The 18,574-nt window shown below is 73.4% G+C and carries 18 protein-coding genes; 5 read left to right on the top strand and 13 right to left on the bottom strand.

The genetic code is table 11. The annotated features are described in order from the left end of the window. Positions 1 to 22 precede the first annotated feature (22 nt). The 3 genes from IE239_RS08395 to IE239_RS08385 form a co-directional block, all read right to left on the bottom strand. Positions 23 to 649, bottom strand: coding sequence for a TetR/AcrR family transcriptional regulator (locus tag IE239_RS08395; RefSeq protein ID WP_190148645.1), 627 nt, complete (start codon positions 647 to 649; stop codon positions 23 to 25). A 72-nt stretch (positions 650 to 721) separates the two neighbouring features. Beyond that, on the bottom strand, positions 722 to 1,009 hold the full coding sequence (locus IE239_RS08390; protein WP_190148644.1) for a YiaA/YiaB family inner membrane protein: 288 nt from the start codon (positions 1,007 to 1,009) through the stop codon (positions 722 to 724). A gap of 74 nt (positions 1,010 to 1,083) precedes the next feature. After that, entirely contained in the window at positions 1,084 to 2,235 is a 1,152-nt protein-coding gene (locus tag IE239_RS08385; protein WP_190148854.1) for an acyl-CoA dehydrogenase family protein, read from the bottom strand. A gap of 79 nt (positions 2,236 to 2,314) precedes the next feature. On the opposite strand from IE239_RS08385, the gene IE239_RS08380 reads away from it, so the two are divergent. Continuing rightward, positions 2,315 to 2,947: a TetR/AcrR family transcriptional regulator gene (locus IE239_RS08380; RefSeq protein WP_190148643.1), complete on the top strand. Its 633-nt coding sequence runs from the start codon at positions 2,315 to 2,317 to the stop codon at positions 2,945 to 2,947. Positions 2,948 to 3,732: 785 nt separating this feature from the next. Here IE239_RS08380 and IE239_RS08375 read toward each other — a convergent pair. From IE239_RS08375 to IE239_RS08345, 7 genes are all read right to left on the bottom strand, one after another. After that, positions 3,733 to 4,416, bottom strand: a complete 684-nt coding sequence (locus tag IE239_RS08375) for a class F sortase (RefSeq protein ID WP_190148642.1) — start codon at positions 4,414 to 4,416, stop codon at positions 3,733 to 3,735. Continuing rightward, a complete protein-coding gene (locus IE239_RS08370) occupies positions 4,403 to 5,263 on the bottom strand; it encodes a hypothetical protein (protein WP_190148641.1) in 861 nt (286 codons plus the stop codon). The genes IE239_RS08375 and IE239_RS08370 overlap by 14 nt, the downstream gene beginning before the upstream one ends. A 103-nt stretch (positions 5,264 to 5,366) precedes the next feature. Continuing rightward, positions 5,367 to 6,614: an MFS transporter gene (locus IE239_RS08365; RefSeq protein ID WP_190148640.1), complete on the bottom strand. Its 1,248-nt coding sequence runs from the start codon at positions 6,612 to 6,614 to the stop codon at positions 5,367 to 5,369. A gap of 19 nt (positions 6,615 to 6,633) precedes the next feature. Continuing rightward, positions 6,634 to 8,070 (bottom strand): CitMHS family transporter, encoded by a 1,437-nt coding sequence (locus IE239_RS08360; RefSeq protein ID WP_190148639.1) that lies wholly within the window; start codon positions 8,068 to 8,070, stop codon positions 6,634 to 6,636. Positions 8,071 to 8,211: 141 nt separating this feature from the next. After that, positions 8,212 to 10,449: a molybdopterin oxidoreductase family protein gene (locus tag IE239_RS08355; RefSeq protein ID WP_190148638.1), complete on the bottom strand. Its 2,238-nt coding sequence runs from the start codon at positions 10,447 to 10,449 to the stop codon at positions 8,212 to 8,214. An 85-nt stretch (positions 10,450 to 10,534) separates the two neighbouring features. Further along, the gene (locus IE239_RS08350) at positions 10,535 to 11,152 is read right to left on the bottom strand and encodes a TetR/AcrR family transcriptional regulator (RefSeq protein WP_190148637.1); all 618 of its coding nucleotides are present in this window, start codon (positions 11,150 to 11,152) and stop codon (positions 10,535 to 10,537) included. 64 nt (positions 11,153 to 11,216) lie between these two features. Next, entirely contained in the window at positions 11,217 to 11,813 is a 597-nt protein-coding gene (locus IE239_RS08345; protein WP_190148636.1) for a hypothetical protein, read from the bottom strand. 161 nt (positions 11,814 to 11,974) lie between these two features. Between IE239_RS08345 and hmgA the strand changes: the two genes are divergently transcribed. From hmgA to IE239_RS08325, 4 genes are all read left to right on the top strand, one after another. Further along, positions 11,975 to 13,339 (top strand): homogentisate 1,2-dioxygenase, encoded by a 1,365-nt coding sequence (hmgA, locus tag IE239_RS08340; RefSeq protein ID WP_190148635.1) that lies wholly within the window; start codon positions 11,975 to 11,977, stop codon positions 13,337 to 13,339. 26 nt (positions 13,340 to 13,365) lie between these two features. Beyond that, positions 13,366 to 14,115: a GntR family transcriptional regulator gene (locus IE239_RS08335; RefSeq protein ID WP_190148634.1), complete on the top strand. Its 750-nt coding sequence runs from the start codon at positions 13,366 to 13,368 to the stop codon at positions 14,113 to 14,115. A gap of 25 nt (positions 14,116 to 14,140) precedes the next feature. Continuing rightward, positions 14,141 to 15,289 (top strand): type ISP restriction/modification enzyme, encoded by a 1,149-nt coding sequence (locus IE239_RS08330; RefSeq protein WP_190148633.1) that lies wholly within the window; start codon positions 14,141 to 14,143, stop codon positions 15,287 to 15,289. Positions 15,290 to 15,505: 216 nt separating this feature from the next. Continuing rightward, positions 15,506 to 16,744: a CaiB/BaiF CoA transferase family protein gene (locus IE239_RS08325; protein WP_190148632.1), complete on the top strand. Its 1,239-nt coding sequence runs from the start codon at positions 15,506 to 15,508 to the stop codon at positions 16,742 to 16,744. 44 nt (positions 16,745 to 16,788) lie between these two features. Here IE239_RS08325 and IE239_RS08320 read toward each other — a convergent pair whose 3' ends face one another. From IE239_RS08320 to IE239_RS08310, 3 genes are all read right to left on the bottom strand, one after another. Beyond that, positions 16,789 to 17,070 carry a hypothetical protein gene (locus IE239_RS08320; RefSeq protein ID WP_190148631.1) on the bottom strand — a complete coding sequence of 94 codons (282 nt, stop codon included), beginning with the start codon at positions 17,068 to 17,070 and terminating at the stop codon, positions 16,789 to 16,791. A 125-nt stretch (positions 17,071 to 17,195) separates the two neighbouring features. After that, entirely contained in the window at positions 17,196 to 18,014 is an 819-nt protein-coding gene (locus IE239_RS08315) for an anti-sigma factor (protein ID WP_190148630.1), read from the bottom strand. Further along, the gene (locus tag IE239_RS08310) at positions 18,011 to 18,553 is read right to left on the bottom strand and encodes a sigma-70 family RNA polymerase sigma factor (protein WP_190148629.1); all 543 of its coding nucleotides are present in this window, start codon (positions 18,551 to 18,553) and stop codon (positions 18,011 to 18,013) included. Before IE239_RS08310 ends, IE239_RS08315 begins: the two co-directional genes overlap by 4 nt. Between the last annotated feature and the right edge of the window lie 21 nt (positions 18,554 to 18,574).

Here is an 18,574-nt window from a genome sequence, read left to right as displayed (position 1 = left end):
GGCGGCCGCCGCGGCGGCGCGGCTACTTCGCCGCGCCCACCATCCGCAGCACGAGGTCGGCGTACAGCGCGCCGACCTCCTCGGGCGTGCGGGGGCCGTCGACGTTGAACCAGCGGGCCACGTCGATGCAGAGGGACAGCACGGCGAGGGTCGTGCCGTGCACGTCCGGCACGTCGAACTCACCCGTGGCCGCACCCTCTTCGATGATGCCGCGCACCTCGGCGTCGACCTGCCGGCGCAGGTCGAGGATCTCGGCGCGGGCCTCGGGGCCGAGCGCGTCCAGTTCGTACTGGACGACCCGGGCCGTGGTGCGCCGCCCGGCGTGCCAGCGGACGAACGAGCTGACGGCATCGGCGAGCCGCCGGGTGGCGTCGCCCTCGCCCGCGGCCGCCGTGCGCAGGATGTCCAGCGCGCGGTCGTGGCCGATCCGGCTGATGCGGTGCAGCAGCTCTTCCTTGGTCTTGTAGTGGATGTAGAGGGCGGCCGGGCTCATGCCCGCACGGCCCGCGATGTCCCGGGTCGTCGTCGCGTGGTAGCCGCGCTCGGCGAAGGCCTCCACGGCGGCGACCAGCAGTCGCCGCGCCGCGTCAGGGGTGACCTCGTCCCACGGCTCGATCTCGCCGCCGGCCGTCTCCTCCGCCGCACTCATCGCTGGTCCGCCCCTCTCGATACAGGAGCTCCACCATACCGCCGAAGGTGAGCGGCCGCTTAGTGTGCCTGCTCAGATCTTCTCGAAGGGGTCGTGGTCGGCGAGGAGCTTCTCCAGGCGGGCCTGGTCCACCCGGCTCACGATCTGCCCGGCCTCCTGACGGTCGCGGATCACCTTCGCCAGCGTGAAGGCGGAGGTCACGAGGTACAGGACGGCGATCGCCAGGAACCCGCGCACCCAGGCGTCGGTGTGGAGGTTGTAGATGCCGATCGCGGTGGCCGCGATCGCGATGCCGAAGGAGGCGACGGCCTGTCCGTAGAACGCCGCCGTGCTCTGATGCTTGACCGGTGTGTCACTCATGGGGACAAGCTTCGGCGGAGGCGGTCCCCGCCACCTCCGCGCACCTACTCAGACACGTACTCAGGTGCTCCGGCTCAGAACGCCGAAACCCCGGTCAGCGACCGCCCGATGACGAGCCTCTGGATCTGGCTGGTGCCCTCGTAAAGGGTCATCACCCGGGCGTCGCGCAGCAGTTTGCCCGCCGGGTACTCGTCGATGTAGCCGTAGCCGCCGAAGACCTGGAGGGCGTTGTTCGCGGCGCGCACGGCGGCCTCCGAGGCGAAGAGCTTGGCCTTGGAGGACTCGGTGGCGAAGGGCAGGCCGCGGTCGATCAGGTCGGCGACCCGCCAGGTCAGCAGCCGGGCCGCGTCCACGTCGACCGCGATGTCGCTGATCAGCTCCTGGATCAGCTGGTGATGGGCGATGGTCCTGCCGAACTGCTCGCGCTCGCCCGCGTACCGCACCGCCGCGTCCAGGGCTGCCTGCGCGATGCCGACGCAGCCCGCGGCGACCGACATCCGCCCCTTGGCCAGGGCCGACATCGCGACGGAGAACCCCTTGCCCTCGGGCGCCAGCAGCGCGGAGGCGGGTATGCGGACGTCCTCCAGGACCAGTTCGGCGGTCGCCTGGCCGCGCAGTCCGAGCTTGCCGTGGATGGCGCGGCGGGTCAGGCCGGGGGTGTCGGTGGGGACCAGGAACGCGGAGACGCCCTTGTGGCCCGGGGCGTCGGTCGAGCGGGCGAAGAGCAGGACGACGTCGGCCCAGGTGCCGTTGGTGATGAACGTCTTGACGCCGTTGACGACGTAGTCGCCGCCGTCGCGGACCGCGCGGGTGGCGAGGTTCCCGGCGTCCGAGCCCGTGCCGGGTTCCGTCAGTCCGAAGCAGCCCACGTACTCGCCGGACGTCAGCCCCGGCAGCCAACGGCGTTTCTGCTCCTCGCTGCCCCAGGCCGCGACGGTCTTGGCGACCAGCCCCAGGGAGACGGACACGATCCCGCGCACGGACGAGTCCCCGCGGCCCAGCTCCTCCGTGACCAGGCAGTAGGCGAGATGGTCGCCGCCCGAGCCGCCGTACTCCTCGTCGACGGTCAGGCCGAGGAAACCGATCTTGCCGAGTTTCGCCACGATGGACCGGTCGACCTCCTCGGCCCGGTCCCAGGCGACCACGTGGGGGGCGATCTCACGGTCCACGAAGTCCCTGGCGAGCCGCTGGACGGCCACCTGCTCCTCGCTGAGCCCCAGATTCACCACGAGATCACCTCACCGACGAAGTTCCACATTAAATTAGCACTGCTAGTTTCCATGGCGCAGCCCTACTATGTGCGCCATGGCCCGACCGCGCAAGCCCCTTCTCAGCACCGACCGGATCGTCCAGGCCGCACGGGCGCTCGTGGACGCGGAAGGGCTCGCGGCCGTCTCCACGCGCCGGCTCGCCGCCGAACTCGGGGTCAGCGGGCCCTCGCTGTACAACCACTTCCGCACGAAGGACGAGATCCTGGAGGCCGTGGCCGACTCGGTGAGCGCCCAGGTCGATCTCTCGATGTTCGAGGACGACCGCGAGTGGCGCACCGCGCTGCACGACTGGGCGGTCTCCTACCGCGCCGCCCTGCGCGACCATCCCAACATCGTTCCGGTGCTCGCCCGCGGTCCCGGCCGGCGTCCCGCCGGGCTGCGGCTGGCCGACGCCGCGTACGGCGCGATGGTGCGCGCCGGCTGGCCGCCCGCGCAGGCCACCTCCATCGGCGCGCTGATGCGGTACTTCGTCATGGGCTCCGCGCTCGGCTCGTTCGCCGGCGGCTTCGTCGACGACGTGAGCGCGTACGACCCCGCCGACTATCCGCACCTCGGCCAGGCCCACCTGCTCGCCGACCAGCAGGAGAAGATCGACGAGCGGGCCTTCGAGACCGGTCTGACGGCCCTGCTGGACGGGCTCGCCCGGCAGTTCGAGCAGCTGCCGTAGGGGGAGGCGGGGCGAGCACGGTTCGGCGCCCGTCGAAGCACCGGGCCCGCGTGCCGGACCACGCGGGCGACGCACACGCGGATGATCACCGGGACGCACGGGCGCCGGGGCCGGCCGCGCTCGCCGGGCCGGCCCCGCCGGGACTCGGGCCGCCTCGCCGCCGGCACTGCCCCGACGAGCGGGCCCGGCCACCAGGCGGGCCAACCCGGCTCGCAGGCCCGGCTCGCAGGTCCGGCCGCGTCGACGTGTCGTCTCGATCCGCGACCCCGGGGACGCGTACTCGCCCCGGGGCGCCGGCGCTCGGGCGGCCGCTGTACGGCTCGGCGGCGCCGCGAGGCGTCTGCGCGATGCCGCACGGAGGGCGGCCGCGGGGTCCGCCTGCCGCGGGAGCGGCGGGCCGGTCCCCGACGCACGCCGTCAGAAGATCACCGCTGCCCGCTCGCCCTTGCCTGCCCGCATGCGGTCGCAGGCCGCCTGGGGCAGCCCGACGATCACCTCGCGTCCCTGTCGCACCCGCGGCAGCCCGTGGTCCGCAGGGCCCGGACAGCCGCGGGGCGCTTGCCGAGGCTGATCGTCGTCGGCCCGTCCAGGGGCCCGGAGCAGGCCGCACACCTGGTCGACGGAGAGACCGGACCGCCCGGTTCCCCGGTTGCCGGGCCGCGGGCCTGCGCGCCCCGGACCGTGGCGGCGTCCAGGTGCAGGTCACCTCGGGCGCGGCCGCCGAGGACGGCTCCCGGCGGATCGCCGTCGCCTCGCGGACGGACGAAATCATGGCCGGCGGCCCGTCAGCGGGTCTGCGTCAGATGGGCGAAGACGACGACGTTGCTGGTGTAGCCCGTAGCGCGGCGGAAGAGTCCCCCGCAGGTGAGGACCCTGAGCTCGGGCCGCTTGCTCGGACCGTACACCTCCTTGTCCGGGAAGCCGGCCTTGTCGAAGACCCGTACCCGGTCCACGGTGTAGACGGCGGTGCGGCCGTCGGCGCGCCGCGCTTCGATCCGGGCTCCGCGCGCCACGCGCGCGAGGCCGGCGAAGACCGCGGGGCCGGTCTTGGTGTCGCGATGGCCGACGGCGACGGCCGTGCCCCGCTCCCCCGGCGTCGGACCCCCCGCGTACCAGCCGACGAGTTCGGGGTCGTCGACCGGCGGCGTCCCGAGGTGCCGGCCGGGGCCGAGCCGGAGCGGGACGATCGGCGCGTCGATGCCCAGGGAGGGCACGCGCAGAGTGGTCGCCGGAGACCGGGGCAGCGGACGTGGCGCGGGCCCGGGCCGCCCGGCCCCCTGCTTACCTTCCGTCCGGTCGCCTTCCCCGTCGGCGGAGGCTGCCGCCGCCCGGGCCGCGGCGCCCGGAGCCTCGTGCCCCCCGCACCGGACTCCGACCGTCACCAGGACGACCGTGAACACGGCCGTCCTGGTGAGGCGAAAGGCACGCGTCCGGTACCAGGGCCTGCGTACGCGCCTACGCGGCACCATGGTTGCGCCGACGGGTCAACCGGACGTAGGCGACGCCGCCGAGGGCCACCAGGCCGACGGCCGCGGCCCCCGCCAGCGGGGTGAAGGAGTGCGAGGCGTCGGCGAGGCCGCCGCCGCCGGCGTGCACGCCGCCCTCCGGACCGCCGCCGCCCTTCTCACCGCTCCAGCCGCCGCCCTGGCCGTTGGCGCTCTGGCCGTTCCCGCTCTGGCCGTTCCCGCTCTGGCCGTTGGCGCTCTGGCCGTTGGCGCTCTGAGCGTTTCCGCTCTGGCCGTTGGCGCCCTGCTCGTTGCCCTCCCGGCCGCCGCCGTTCGGACCGCCGCCGTTCGGGCCGCTCGGACCGTTCTGGGCGGCGTTCTCGCGCCCGTCGTCGGCGATCGGCCGGTTGGGGCCCTCGTGGCCGCGCTGGCCCTCGGGGCAGTTGATCTTGAAGATCTTCGTCTTGGGCGTGAGCGGGGGTACGCCCGGGGAGGCCGGGTTGGGCCACTGGAGCGTGTACGACCCCTCGGCCAGCCCCAGCGTGGCGGTGTGCCCGGCCCCGTCGGTCAGCGCGATGGTGCCGCTCACCGTGGCCGTGTCGGAGGCCGGGGGTCGCGCCTTGATCTCATAGCCGATGGTCTTGAGCTCGCCGAAGTTGGCGGCGTCGAGGTAGAACCGGCAGGCCACCGGGTCGTCCTTGGAGACGCCGGGGGGGACCTGCTCGCGGTGGATCCGGATGTCGCCGGCATCCCCCTCTACGGCCGCGGCGGACGGTGCCGCGAGGAAGGTGGACCCCGCCGCGGCGAGCACCGTGAGAGCCGCGGCGCCGAGGCGGGTGCCGAAGGCGGGCGGGAGCGTCGAGCTGGACATGCGCATTCCTCCGAGTCAGGACGATTTTCATACAAAACGCCTTTGCACCTGACTCTCTTTCACATCCACGCCCGCGATGGTAGGACCGTCGCCCGACGCGCCGTCAGACGTCGCTCGACCGGCGCAACCCCGCCTCGGCCCGGCGGCCGCGCCCGACCGCGCCCGTACCCTCGTCCCCCCGCGGATCTCCCGACGACCGCACGGCCACCCCCGACGACAGCAGCAACAGCGCCCCCAGCATCACGAACGGCGCGGCCACCCCCGCGGCCCCGGCCACCAGACCGGCGGCGGCCGGCGCGGCGACCTGACCGAGCCGGTTGCCGGTGAGACGCAGCGCGAGGGCGGTCGAGCGGGCCCCGTCCGGTGCGGCCTGGACGACCGTCGTCATGGACAGCGGCTGCCCGACCCCGAGGCAGAACCCGAGCGCCGCGAGAATCACGCCCAGCGCCCAGACCGGTGTCGGCAGCGCGACCCCCGCGCACAGCAGGGCCGCCGCCAGACAGGTCACGCGGAGCAGAACCGTCCGGCCGAGCAGCCGCAGCAGCGGGGTCAGGACGAGCCGGCACGCCAGGGAGGCCGCGGCGCGGACGCTGAGCAGCACGCCGATCACGGCCGGCGCGATGCCCCGGTGCTCGCCGACCACCGGCAGGTAGGCGGTGAGGACGTCGGTCGCGGACAGCACGGAAAGGCTGATCAGGATGCCGGCCGGGACGCCCCGCGCGCGCAGGATGCGGCCGACGGGGACCCGGTCGCCCGGCCCCCAGCCGGAGCCGGGCGCGGTGTCGCGGTGCTCGACGCGCCACAGCGAGGTGAACGCCATGGCGCAGCCCGCGCCCGCGACGAGCAGGGCCAGTGTGCTGCTGCGCGCCATGTCGGCGCCGTCGATCAGCGCTCCCGCCGCGGCCGGGCCGGCCAACTGGCCGAGGGAGGCGCCGATGGTGAAGTGGCCGAAGTCGCGGTCCTGTTCGCGCGGCGCGGACCGACGTGCCACGAGCGACTGGGAGCCGATGACGAAGCAGAGATGGCCGAGCCCCGTCACCCCGCTCCACAGAGCCATGGTCCACAACGAGCCGGCCACACCGCTCAGCACGCAGCCACCGGATATCAGGACCACGCCGACGGCCAGCAGGGGTGCGCAGCGGCCGTGGTCGGTGCGCCGCCCGAGCGGCACGGCGGCGAAGAGCGGCAACAGGGCGTACACGCCCGCGATGACGCCGACCGCCCGCTCGTCCGCGCCCAGCGCGAGGGCCCGGTAGGAGACTGCCGGCCGGGCCATCGACACCGCCCCCTGCGCGAAGCCGAAGGCGATGACGAGACGGAGCAGCCAGCCGCGGTTCCCACCGGGCCTCACAAGTTCCTCCACAGCGGGGTCAGATGATCCCGAACAGGATGCCCGCGCCGAGGATGACCAGGCAGGTGCAGGCGGCCCACTTGACCACGAACCGGGTGTGGTCGCCGAACTCGACCCTGGCCATGCCGACGAGGACGTAGACGGCCGGGACGAGCGGGCTCGACATGTGCAGGGGCTGGCCGACGAGCGAGGCGCGGGCCATCTCCAGCGGGGTGACGCCGTGGGCCGCGCCGGCCTCGGCGAGGACCGGCAGGACACCGAAGTAGAAGCCGTCGTTGGACATGAAGTAGGTGAGCGGGAGGCTCAGGACGCCGGTGACCAGTGCCATGTGCGGGCCCATGCCCGCGGGGATGACGTCCACCATCCACGTGGCCATGCGGTCGACCATGCCGGTGCCCTGCAGGACCCCGGTGAAGACGGCGGCGGCGAAGACCATGCCGGAGACGTTGAGGACGTTGTCCGCGTGGGCGGCGAGCCGCGCCTTCTGGTCGGGGATGTGCGGGAAGTTGACGGTCAGGGCGAGCGCGGCGCCGAGCAGGAACAGCACCGGGATCGGCAGCCACTCCATGATCATGGAGGTCAGCAGTCCGACCGTGAGCAGCGCGTTGAACCAGTACAGCTTGGGGCGCAGGGTGGCCCGTTGCGGGTCGAGGCCCTGGAAGCCGTCCTCGCTCTCGTCGTCGTCGCCGAGGTCGACGGCCGCACCGGAACCCCCGGCGGAGGCGCGGGTCGTGCCCGGGCCGGAGCCGCCGGCGCCCACGAGGACGGTCTCGGTCTGCTCGGCCTTCTCCGTCTCCTTCTCCTGGACGCGCCCCTCCACGAGCACGTCGTCCAGCGTCAGCACGCCGAGCCGGGTGCGCTCGCGGCGGCCGAGGACGTAGGAGAGGACGAAGACGAAGAGCAGGCCCACGGCCAGGGCCGGGATCATCGGCACGAAGATGTCACTGGCGTCGAGCTTGAGCGCGGTGGCCGCACGGGCGGTCGGGCCGCCCCAGGGCAGCGTGTTCATCACGCCGTTGGCCATGGCCGCGACGCCGGTCATCACGACCAGGCTCATCTTCAGGCGCTTGTACAGCGGGTACATCGCCGAGACGGTGATCATGAAGGTGGTGGAGCCGTCGCCGTCGAGGGAGACGATCGCGGCGAGCAGCGCCGTGCCGACGACGATGCGGAGCGGGTCGGCCTTGCAGAACTTCAGGATGCCCCGGACGATCGGGTCGAAGAGGCCGACATCGATCATCACACCGAAGTAGACGATCGCGAACATGAGCATCGCCGCGGTCGGGGCGAGGCCGGTGACGCCGTCGAGGACGTAGTCACCGAGTTTGGCGCCCTTTCCGACGAAGACGCAGAACAGCGCCGGGATCAGCACGAGCGCCGCGATCGGCGACATCTTCTTCAGCATGATCAGGACCAGGAAGGTCGCGATCATGGCGAAGCCGAGGATGGTCAGCATGTATGGATACCTAACGTTCGCCCTTGAACATCCCACCTGGGGGTCGGCGGTGGGATGACGTTAGGTCCGTTCAAACGGTGTTAACAAGACGTTGACCTGCGAGCAATAAGCGCAAAACTCCAGGTCACAGCTTTACTCGGCTCACGGGGCCGGCACGGCGGCGACGTCCACCGGCACTCCGTTGAGGACGGCGTTGCCCGACAGCGGGTCCAGCAGGCTGCCGTCGAGGAGCTGGTTGACGTTGACGCCGGGGTCGGCCGCGGCATGGTTGAGGCGGGTGCCGGGGCGGTCGTGGCCCCAGCCGTGCGGCAGGCTGACGACGCCCCTGCGCACGCTGTCGGTGACCTCGGCCGGCGCCGTCACCTCGCCCCCGGCGCCCTTGACCCGCACCGGCGCTCCGTCGCGCACCCCGAGCCGCTCGGCGTCCTCGGGGTGGATGTGCAGGGTGCAGCGGTTGGTGCCGCCGGTGAGGGCCGGGACGTTGTGCATCCAGCTGTTGTTGGAGCGCAGATGCCGCCGGCCGACGAGGACGAGTCCGTCCGTGCGCCGGCGCATGCCCTCCCGCAGGCGCGGGAGGTCGTCGACGATCGGCTGCGGCAGCAGTTCGATCCGGCCGCTGCGGGTCTTCAGCGGCTGGGGCAGGCGCGGGCGCAGCGGCCCGAGGTCGATGCCGTGCGGGGCGGCGAGCAGCCGGGCCAGGCTCAGTCCGTGCGGGCGGGCGCCGAAGCCGTCGCCGTAGGGACCGAGGCGCAGCATCATGTCCAGGCGGCGCTCGGGGCCGGTGTCGCCGGTGAGCTGCTCGGCGAGTTCGCGCGGGTCGCGGCCGTGCACGGGCGAGTGCGGGTCGCCGACCGCCTTGCCGAGGGTCTGCCCGACGACCAGGTCGTCCACGGCGCGGGGGTCGGCGCCGTGCATGCCGGTGGCGGCCAGGGTCAGCCGGGCGAGGATCTCGGTCTCGGCCATCCGGCCGGGCTCCAGCGGGACGGCCGGACGGGTGTAGCGGACCTGGTTGCGCACGGCGAGGGCGTTGAAGGCGAAGTCGTGGTGCGGGCTCTGCGAGGGCGGCGGCGGGGGCAGCACGACGTCGGCGTGGCGCGAGGTCTCGTTGAGGTAGGGGTCGACGCTGACCATGAAGTCGAGGGCGTCGAGGGCCTTGTCGAGCCGGTCGCCGTCCGGGGCGGACAGGACCGGGTTGGCCGCCACCGCGACGAGCGCCCGGATCGGCTCGCCCTCGTCGGTGGCGGTGTCGATCTCCTCGGCGAGGGCGGAGAGCGGCAGTTCGCCCTTGGCCTCGGGGTGCCGGCTCACCCGGGAGTGCCAGCGCGCGAGCTGGAAGCCGTGCCCGGGGCCGGCCGGGCGGGGGGTGCGGCCGGTGGCGGCCTGCGGGAAGAGCGCGCCGCCGGGCCGGTCCAGGTTGCCGGTGAGGATGTTGAGGACGTCGACGAGCCAGCTGGCGAGGGTGCCGTAGGGGACCGTGCAGCTGCCGATGCGGCCGTACACGGCGGCCGTGGGGGCGGCGGCGAGCTCGCGGGCCAGGGTGCGGATCAGCGCGGGTTCCACGTCGCAGGCGTCGGCGACCGCCTCGGGGGTGAACTCCCGCACCGCCTCGGCGAGTTCGGCGATCCCCTCGACGTGCGGCGTCAACTCGCCGAGGTCGACGAGGGATTCGTCGAAGAGGACGTGGGTCATGGCGGCGAGGAGCAGCGCGTCCGCGCCCGGCCGGACGGGGATGTGACGGTCGGCGAGCTTGGCGGTGCGGGTGCGGCGCGGGTCGATGACCGTGAGGGTGCCGCCACGGGCCTTCAGCGCCTTGAGCTTGCCCGGGAAGTCGGCCGCGGTGCACAGACTGCCGTTGGACTCCAGGGGGTTGGCGCCGATGAGCAGGAGGTGGTCGGTGCGGTCGAGGTCCGGCACGGGGATCGCGCCCGCGTCGCCGAAGAGCAGTCCGCTGGAGACGTGCTTGGGCATCTGGTCGACGGTGGAGGCGGTGAAGAGGCTGCGGGTGCCGAGGCCGGCGATCAGCACGGGCGGGTAGAGCGCGCCGGCCATGGTGTGCACGTTGGGGTTGCCGAGGACGACTCCCACCGAGTTCGCACCGTACCGCTCGACGACCGGCCGGATCCCGGCGGCCACGGCGTCGAAGGCCTCTTCCCAGGTGGCCTCGCGCAGTTCCCCGTCCTTGCGCACCAGCGGGGTCCGCAGCCGGTCGGGGTCGCCGTCCACGGCGCCGAAGGAGGCGCCCTTCGGGCAGATGAAACCCTTGCTGAAGACGTCCTCCCGGTCGCCGCGGGCGCCGGTGACCTTCGTCCCCTCGATGGTGAGCGTGAGCCCGCAGGTGGCCTCGCACAACGGGCAGATTCGCAGGGCGGTGCGGGACACGGGTCCTCCTGGGGCCGGCATTGCCTGGTCCCGGATCAGCATACCGAGCGGTATGCCCTCTGGGGAGGGGGTCGGCCGGGGGGCGTCAGTCCAGGGTCCGCGCCAGGTACGCGCGCAGCAGCTCGCGGGTCTCGTCGATCACCTTCGGGTCGCCCTGCGGATCCACCCGGAAGGCCAGCTGGACGAGGGTGTCGGCGGCCTCCACGGCGATCAGGAAGGTGCGGCGCAGGTCGTCGTCGGGAGCGCGGACGAGGTGGTCCGAGAGCAGGTCGGTGAGGCGGTCGGCGACGCGGTGGTTCGGTTCGGCGTGCCGGGCCCCGACCGGGATCTGGTTGCCGAAGTCGACGAGGGAGAAGCCGGGCGCGGTGCGCTTCATGGCCAGGTACTCGTCGAGCACCGCGTCCATGGCGGCCCGCCAGTCCCCCCGGCCGGCCCCCTTCAGACGCTCGGTGACGCGCTCGGCGTAGCGTTCGAGGTTGCGCTGCGCGAGCGCGTCGGCCATCTGCCGCTTGTTGCCGAAGAAGCGGTAGACGGAGCCGATGGGGACGCCGGCGCGCTCGGCCACGGCCCTGGTGCTCAGCGCGTCGTAGCCGACCTCGTCCAGCAGGTCGGCGCAGGCGTCGAGGATTCTGGCCAGCCGTTCGGCACTGCGCCGCTGCACGGGCGCACGACGGAGCGATGTCGCTTGGGGCACGGACCTCATGATGCCTTTCCGCCGCGTCCGGGTGAACCTCACCCCGGTGTACGGAGAAAGGTGCCCGATGCACTCAGGAGGACGGCGGCCCTGACGGCGATCCGGTCGGCGCCCCCGACGGCGATCCGGTCGGCGATCCGCCTGGAGAGACGCCCGGAGAGGCTGCGGCCGACTGCTCCGACGCCGTGACGTCCGCCGTGGCCTCCACCGCCCTGCCCTCCACCGCCCACACCGTCGCGTCGTCCGCGTAGAGGCGGACGGTCACCTCGTGCGTGCCGTGCGGAAGATAGCCGGCCGGAATGCGGTACGAGGGGCTGCGCAGGTCGACGACCCACCGGCTGTCGACGTAGAGCCGGGCGATGCCGCGGCCGGTGACCGCTTCGCGCGGCGTCCCCGTCGGCGAGAGCCGGAACCGCGCCAGCTTCACCCGCACGTCCCAGCCGCCGTGGGCGTCCGGCTGGACCTCCACGCCCACCTCGGGCGCCCCCTTCTTCGCCACCTCGCGGTAGTGGCGCCCGTCGCCGTCGGTGTGGTCCAGCACCTTGCCCACGGGCGCGGGCGATGCGGCGTTCCCACCGTCGCGCGCGCCGCTGGAGCCGCAGCCCACGGACCCGGCCAGCAGCAGGACACAGACCGCGAGCGCGGCGGGAAGGGTACGCGTCCACGACATGATCGGGACACTAGAGCACCGGCCCGGCACACGGATCCCCCTGAAGTCTGGTTCCGGCCGTGCCGTGATCGTCCTACGAGAGGAGGACCCACGACCCTCTTGCGTCCGGGAAACCGCAATCCTACGGTAATGCACAGGAATCAGTCGGCAAGGGAGCCACGATGAACAGCGGGGACGCACGCAAGACGGCCGAGGGGCCGGCCTACCTCTCCGGGTTCGGCAACGAGCACGCCTCCGAGGCGGTGCCGGGCGCCCTGCCGGACGGCCGCAACTCCCCCCAGCGCGCGCCCCTCGGGCTGTACGCGGAGCAGCTCAGCGGCACGGCGTTCACGGAGCCGCGCGCCCACAACCGCCGCTCGTGGCTGTACCGGATCCGCCCCTCGGCCGCGCACCCGGCGTTCACCCGGTCCGGCGACGGCGCGATCCGCACCGGCCCCTTCGGCCAGACGGTCCCCGACCCCAACCGGCTGCGCTGGGACCCGCTGCCCGAGCCGCCCGCCGGCACGGACTTCCTCGCCGGTCTGTGGACCCTCGGCGGCAACGGCGACGCGGCCCAGCGCACCGGCATGGCCGTGCACCTGTACCACGCGAACGCCTCCATGGACCGCGTCTTCGGCGACTCCGACGGCGAGCTGCTGATCGTCCCGGAGGAGGGCGGGCTGCTGCTGCGCACGGAGTTCGGAGTGCTGCACGCCGAGCCCGGCGAGGTCGCGCTGGTCCCGCGCGGGGTCCGCTTCCGCGTCGAGCTGCCGGACACCGCGCCGGACGGCGGGCGGAGCCCGGCCGCACGCGGCTACGTCTGCGAGAACTACGGCGCCCACTTCCGTCTCCCCGACCTCGGGCCGATCGGTGCCAACGGGCTCGCCAACCCCCGGGACTTCCGGGCGCCCGTCGCCGCCTACGAGGACGTCGAGGGCCCGGTCGAGGTGGTCAACAAGTTCTGCGGCCACCTGTGGAGCGCGACCTACGACCACTCCCCGCTGGACGTCGTGGCCTGGCACGGCAACCTGACGCCGTACGTCTACGACCTGCGCCGCTTCAACGTCATCGGGACCGTGTCCTACGACCACCCCGACCCGTCGATCTTCACCGTGCTGACGTCCCCCTCGGACACGCCGGGCCTGGCGGACGTCGACTTCGTGGTCTTCGCCCCGCGCTGGCTGGTCGGCGAGGACACCTTCCGGCCGCCGTACTTCCACCGCAACGTGATGAGCGAGTACATGGGCCTGATCGAGGGCGCGTACGACGCCAAGACGGCCGGCAAGGGCGGCTTCGTGCCGGGCGGCGGTTCACTGCACAACATGATGTCGGCGCACGGCCCGGACCGGGAGACCTTCGACCGTGCCAGCGCCGCCGAACTGCGGCCGCAGAAGGTCGACGACGGGCTGGCGTTCATGTTCGAGACGCGACGGCCGCTCGTCCTCACCCCGCAGGCCGCCCGCGCCGACCATCTGCAACAGCGCTACGACGACGTCTGGCAGGGCCTCGAACGCCACTTCCGGCGCTCCGACGACACATTGCACTGAACGGTGCCGACCGGTACGGATAGCCCGTGACCTCCTTCGCCCCGGACTCGATCGTCCTCACCCGAAAGCTGCCGCTCTGGTACCAGGTGTCGCAGTCGCTGCGCGCCTCGATACTCGGCCGCTCGCCCCGCGACCCGCTCCGGCTGCCGACCGAGGAGCAGCTGGCCGGGCACTACGGGGTGAGCGTGCTGACCATGCGGCAGGCGCTGAAGGAGCTGGAGGACGAGGGGCTGATCACCCGGCATCGCCGGCGTGGCACGTTCATCGAGCCGACGGCGCTGCGGGGCGCGCCGGTCCGGCTCCTCGGCTCGGTCGACGCGATCGTGGCCCAGCAGTCCGGCATGACGACCGAGCTCCTGGAGCACGGCCGCACGGCCGTCCCGGCCGAGCTCGCCGAGCACTTCCCGGACCTGACGGAGGTGGCGGCCTACCACCGTCTCAGAAGCGACGAGGAGACGGGCGAGCCCACCAACCACGCCCGCAACTACGTCCGCCCCGAGCTGGCCGCCCGCATCGACCCCGACGACCTGGTCCGCTGGCCCATGACGAAGGTGCTGCGGGACGTCGTCGGCGCGGACATCGGCAGGATCACGGACACCGTCGAGGCACGGCTGGCCGACCCGGAGACGGCGCGGCTGCTCCGGGTCCCGCTGCTGAGCCCGATCCTGCACTACACGGGGGTCACCCACGACACCTCGGGCCGGGTCCTCGACGCGGCCGTCATCCACTACCGGGGCGACCGTTTCTCCTTCACCGTGACGCTGGACGCGACATGACGCGCCGTCTGCGAAGCGTCGTACGATGCCCGGCGTGACGCCCGACGACGCTCCGCCGCTGGCGGACCTGATGCCGTGGTCCGTCGCACCGCCACGGCTCGGCCGGGGGTGGCCGGCGGCTCCCGACCCGGCGGCACTGAAGGCCCGCTGGGACGCTCTGCTGAAGGCCGACGGCGCGGACCGCGAGGCCCTGTTCGAGCCGACGCGCTCGCGCACCCTGCACTCCGCCGTCGGACAGCTGCCCGGTCTCGCCGGCGGGACGGAGAAGCTGGTCCGCGCCTCGGGCCCCTGTCCGGAGCCGGTGCGGGTGCTGGCGGCGCCTTTCGACGAGCAGTGGCTGATCCCCGACCAGCGCCTCATCGACGCGGCCAGACCGGAGTTGTGGCGGGTGGCGGACGAGCGGCAGGTCTTCGTGGTGGAGACGCCGGAGCCGTCCCTCCTCGTGTCCTCGCTGCTCCCGCTGGTGCGGCCGGGCCGGATCCGGCCCCTGTACCGGCGGCCCGGCGGCGAGGAACCCAATCTGGCGCCGGGCCTGCCGGACCTGCTGCGTCGGCTGGGCCACTCCCCCGATCCAGTGGACTTCCTGGCCTGGACCCTGACCGTCGTCCGTCCCGACCTCACCGTCCCGCTCACCCGCGACCCCGAGGTCTGGGCCGAGGGGGTGGAGTCGGGCCGACGTGCGCTCCGGCTGCTGCGCCGCGACGGCGAGCGGCCCAGACTCCCCGGCGGGCGCCGGCCCTATGTCCGCGCCCCGCTCCCGGCCCGCCCCGTGACCCTTCGCTACGACCGCGACGAGGAGACCCTGCACCTGGACGAGGGCCGGATCTCCCCCGTCCCGACTCAGGCCTGGGACTTCGAGGCGGGCGGGGCCCGGGTGCTGGAGCGGTGGTTCACGGCGCGGACGGCGCAGGGCGCCGGGTCCGGCGCCCTGGCGGTGATCCGCCCGGCGGCCTGGCAGCAGACCTGGACGTCCGAGCTGCTGGAACTGATCACCGTGCTGACCCTGCTGGCCGAGGTCCGTGCCCGGCGCCCGGAGTGGGACGCGACCGACACGGTGACCACGGCGGAGCTGCGCGCGGCGGGCGTACTGCCGGTCCCGGCCTCGGCGCGTCGCCCGGCGACCGTGCTGGACCATCACGAGGAGGGCCCGGAGGGCCAGTTCGCGCTGTTGTGAGACGGGGTCGCGGACGCCGGGAGGAGCGGCCAGGGGCGTCAGGGCGCGCGGACGGCCCTGCGGGCAGGCCTCCTCGACGCCTCCCTCGTTCCGCGCGGGGAGGAGCCCTCTCGCACCGCCGGTCGCCGTGCGTACGGCCCGCCCGCGCGGCGGTACGCGCGGGGTGAGGGCCGCCCTGGCTGACAGAACGACCGGGCAGGGGACATGATCCCCCTCATGGACCAGCCCGCTCAGCCCTCGCCCCGGCCACTGTCCTTCCCCCCGCCCCTGCCCCTGCCTCTGGAGGGGCTCACCGTCGTCGCCGTCGAGCAGGCCGTCGCGGCGCCGTTCGCGACCCGGCAGCTCGCCGACCTCGGCGCCCGGGTGATCAAGGTCGAGCGGATCGACGGCGGCGACTTCGCACGCGGCTACGACACCGCCGCCGGCGGCCTCGCCTCCCATTTCGTGTGGTGCAACCGGGGCAAGGAGTCCATCGCGCTGGACCTGAAGGACCCGCGCGGGCTGGACGTCGTACGGCGGCTGATCGCCGGCGCGGACGTCTTCGTGCAGAACCTCGCGCAGGGTGCGGCGGCCCGGCTGGGCCTGGACGCGGCCACCCTGTGCGCGACGCATCCGCGGCTGGTCGCGGTGGACGTCTCCGGGTACGGACCGAGCGGCCCCTACGCCGGCAAGCGGGCCTACGACATGCTCGTGCAGTGCGAGGCGGGGCTGGTCGCGGTCACCGGGACGCCCGGACAGCCGGTGAAGGCGGGGATCCCGGCGGCGGACATCGCGGCGGCCATGTACGCCTTCTCCGGCGTGCTGGCCGCGCTGGTGCGGCGGGGCACGACCGGACGGGGCGGTCCGGTGGAGGTGTCGATGCTGGACTCGCTCGCCGAGTGGATGGGCCACCCCCTGCACCACACGATGCACGGCGGCGCAGCCCCGGCCCGCACCGGTCTCGCACACGCGGTGATCGCGCCCTACGACGCCTACGCCACGGCCGACGGCGGACGGGTCCTGCTGTCGGTGCAGAACGACCGGGAGTGGCGGCGGCTGGCCGAACGGGTGCTCGGACAGCCCTCGTTGGCGACGGATCCGGCCTGTGCGACGAACGCGGCGCGGGTGACGAACCGGGAGCGCACGGACGCCCTGGTGGCAGAGGCGCTGGGCGCGCTGAGCACGGACGAGGCGCTGGCGCGGCTGGAGGGCGCGGGCATCGCGTGCGCGCGCCTGCGGGATCTGCACGAGGTGGCGGAGCATCCGCAGCTCGCGACCCGTGAGCGCTGGCGGGAGGTGGGGACGCCGGTGGGACCGCTGCGGGCGCTGCTGCCCCCGATCACGCTGCCGGGCGGGGCGGAGGCACGGATGGGGGACGTGCCCGCGCTCGGGGAGCACACCGAAACGCTGCTTCGTGCCGTGGGGATGACGGACGAGGAGATCGCAGCGCTGCGCCGGGACGGTGTGGCCGCCTGAGCACGGGACTTCAGGACTTCAGTACATGACGACGTGCCGGCCGGTCAGTGCTTGTTGCCGCCGAACAGGGAGCGGCGCAGTCGACGCAGGGGCGCGAAGAGCGAGACGCGGCTGACCCGGGCCCGGGTCGTCCTGGAACCGTGGTCGCGCACGGGCTCACGCGCGGTCAGCTCCCGCATGAGCGAGGTCGCCTCGAGCGTCTCCCGCTGCGGTATGGCGGGACCCGCCAGCACCGAGAGATGGCGGTCGAGGCGCGAACTGGTCGCGCTGCTCCCGCAGGTGATCGCAGGAACCCGCGCCCTGCTCTGCATCGTTATCTGTTCCATGTCACTCCCCACCCGTACGAGTCACCCGGCCCGGGCAGGGTAACCCTATCGCCCCGTCGCGGCACACGTGTATCGAGCTCACGTGATTCACCTTCCCCGTAAGGGGGTTGACGAAGCCTCCCCGATCACTCTCCGAATCCGACCGATTTCAGGGTGAGTTGGACAACCGGCTGTGTAGTGGGCTGCCGCGATCCCCCGGCCGGCTCGACGGTCACAGCGAGTGACGTCGCCGCCTTGTCGAGACCGGTGGCGACCAGGGGCGTGTCACCCGCGAGGAGGCCGAGGGAGCGCGGTTGCGCGTCCGGGCGCATGAGCCACAGCTGATGCACCCGCCCGGCGGGCAGCGCGTCGTATCCGCTCAAGGTGACGATCGCCTGCCCCTCCGAAGCGGAGGCGATCACTCCGATGTTGCCGCCCTCGGCGGCCTTCCCGTTGCCCGCCCGCGCGTCCGGAGCTGCGAGAACGTGGGCGATCTCACGTGCCTGGGCGCGCTCGGCGGCCAGTCGGTCCTGGGCTCGTCCGGCCTGGACGGCGAAGAGGGAGGCGACCACGAGGGCCGCGGCGGCGGTGGCCGTCGCCAGCGGCACGAACAGCGGGCGGCGCGCGCGGGGCGCATGGGAGCGTCTGGGCGGCGGCTGCGTGCCCCAGACGTGCGGGGGCAGTTGGGGTGAACGGTCCCGCACCGGCGCACGCGACGTCTCCTGCGGGGTTCTCTGCACGGCGGCCAGCACCCGCTCGCGCATCGCGGCCGGCGGCGGGGCGGCCGTCGACCAGGCCAGCCGGACGGCGTCCTCGGTCATCGCCCGCACCTCGGCGGCGCAGCGGTCACAGCCGCTGAGGTGCCGTTCGAAGCGGCGGCGCTCGTCGGCGTCGAGGGCGTCGAGCGCGTAGGGGGCGGCCAGCGAGTGCAGGTCCCCGCGGCGGAACAGGCCGAACAGACTCATGCGGCGCCTCCCAGGCAGTCGCGCAGCCGCGTGAGCCCGTCGCGCATCCGTGTCTTCACCGTGCCCAGGGGCAGCGAGAGCCGGTCGGCCACCTCACGGTACGTGTAGCCGTCGTAGTAGGCGAGGGTGACGGACTGCCGCTGAAGGGCCGTCAGCCGGGTCAGGCAGCGACGGACCAACTGCCGCTCCAGTCCCGCCTCGACCTCCTCCGCCACCTGGTCGAAGGCGGGATCGTGGTAGCGCGAGGCCTCGCGCTGCTCGCGGTCGACGGCCGCGCGGGCGCTGCGCACCCGGTCGACGGCACGGCGGTGGGCGAGGGTGAGGATCCACGAGAGGGCGCTGCCGCGGTTCGGGTCGAAGCGGCCGGCGGAGCGCCAGGCCTCCAGGAGCACCTCCTGGGCGACCTCCTCCGACTGCGCGGGATCCCGGACGACCCGGCGCACGAGCCCGAACACCGGCCCGGAGACGAGGGCGTAGAGCCGTTCGAACGCCCGCTGGTCGCCCCCTGCCACGAGCACCAGAAGCTCGTCCGCCTCCATGCCGCTCCCCTCTCTGCGACC

The organism is Streptomyces humidus, from assembly GCF_014649655.1.
In the GTDB taxonomy this organism is placed as follows: Bacteria; Actinomycetota; Actinomycetes; order Streptomycetales; family Streptomycetaceae; genus Streptomyces; species Streptomyces humidus.
The sequence above is the reverse complement of the archived record's forward strand: the minus strand, read 5'-3'. Positions and strand labels throughout refer to the sequence as shown.

Coding starts and splice junctions, on each gene's coding strand:
- IE239_RS08310 (WP_190148629.1), bottom strand. CDS start 18,553: ATGGAGGCGGACGAGCTTCTGGTGCTCGTGGCAGGGGGCGACCAGCGG.
- IE239_RS08315 (WP_190148630.1), bottom strand. CDS start 18,014: ATGAGTCTGTTCGGCCTGTTCCGCCGCGGGGACCTGCACTCGCTGGCC.
- hmgA (WP_190148635.1), top strand. CDS start 11,975: ATGAACAGCGGGGACGCACGCAAGACGGCCGAGGGGCCGGCCTACCTC.
- IE239_RS08380 (WP_190148643.1), top strand. CDS start 2,315: ATGGCCCGACCGCGCAAGCCCCTTCTCAGCACCGACCGGATCGTCCAG.
- IE239_RS08320 (WP_190148631.1), bottom strand. CDS start 17,070: ATGGAACAGATAACGATGCAGAGCAGGGCGCGGGTTCCTGCGATCACC.
- IE239_RS08360 (WP_190148639.1), bottom strand. CDS start 8,070: ATGCTGACCATCCTCGGCTTCGCCATGATCGCGACCTTCCTGGTCCTG.
- IE239_RS08330 (WP_190148633.1), top strand. CDS start 14,141: ATGCCCGGCGTGACGCCCGACGACGCTCCGCCGCTGGCGGACCTGATG.
- IE239_RS08350 (WP_190148637.1), bottom strand. CDS start 11,152: ATGAGGTCCGTGCCCCAAGCGACATCGCTCCGTCGTGCGCCCGTGCAG.
- IE239_RS08345 (WP_190148636.1), bottom strand. CDS start 11,813: ATGTCGTGGACGCGTACCCTTCCCGCCGCGCTCGCGGTCTGTGTCCTG.
- IE239_RS08375 (WP_190148642.1), bottom strand. CDS start 4,416: ATGGTGCCGCGTAGGCGCGTACGCAGGCCCTGGTACCGGACGCGTGCC.
- IE239_RS08390 (WP_190148644.1), bottom strand. CDS start 1,009: ATGAGTGACACACCGGTCAAGCATCAGAGCACGGCGGCGTTCTACGGA.
- IE239_RS08325 (WP_190148632.1), top strand. CDS start 15,506: ATGGACCAGCCCGCTCAGCCCTCGCCCCGGCCACTGTCCTTCCCCCCG.
- IE239_RS08370 (WP_190148641.1), bottom strand. CDS start 5,263: ATGTCCAGCTCGACGCTCCCGCCCGCCTTCGGCACCCGCCTCGGCGCC.
- IE239_RS08395 (WP_190148645.1), bottom strand. CDS start 649: ATGAGTGCGGCGGAGGAGACGGCCGGCGGCGAGATCGAGCCGTGGGAC.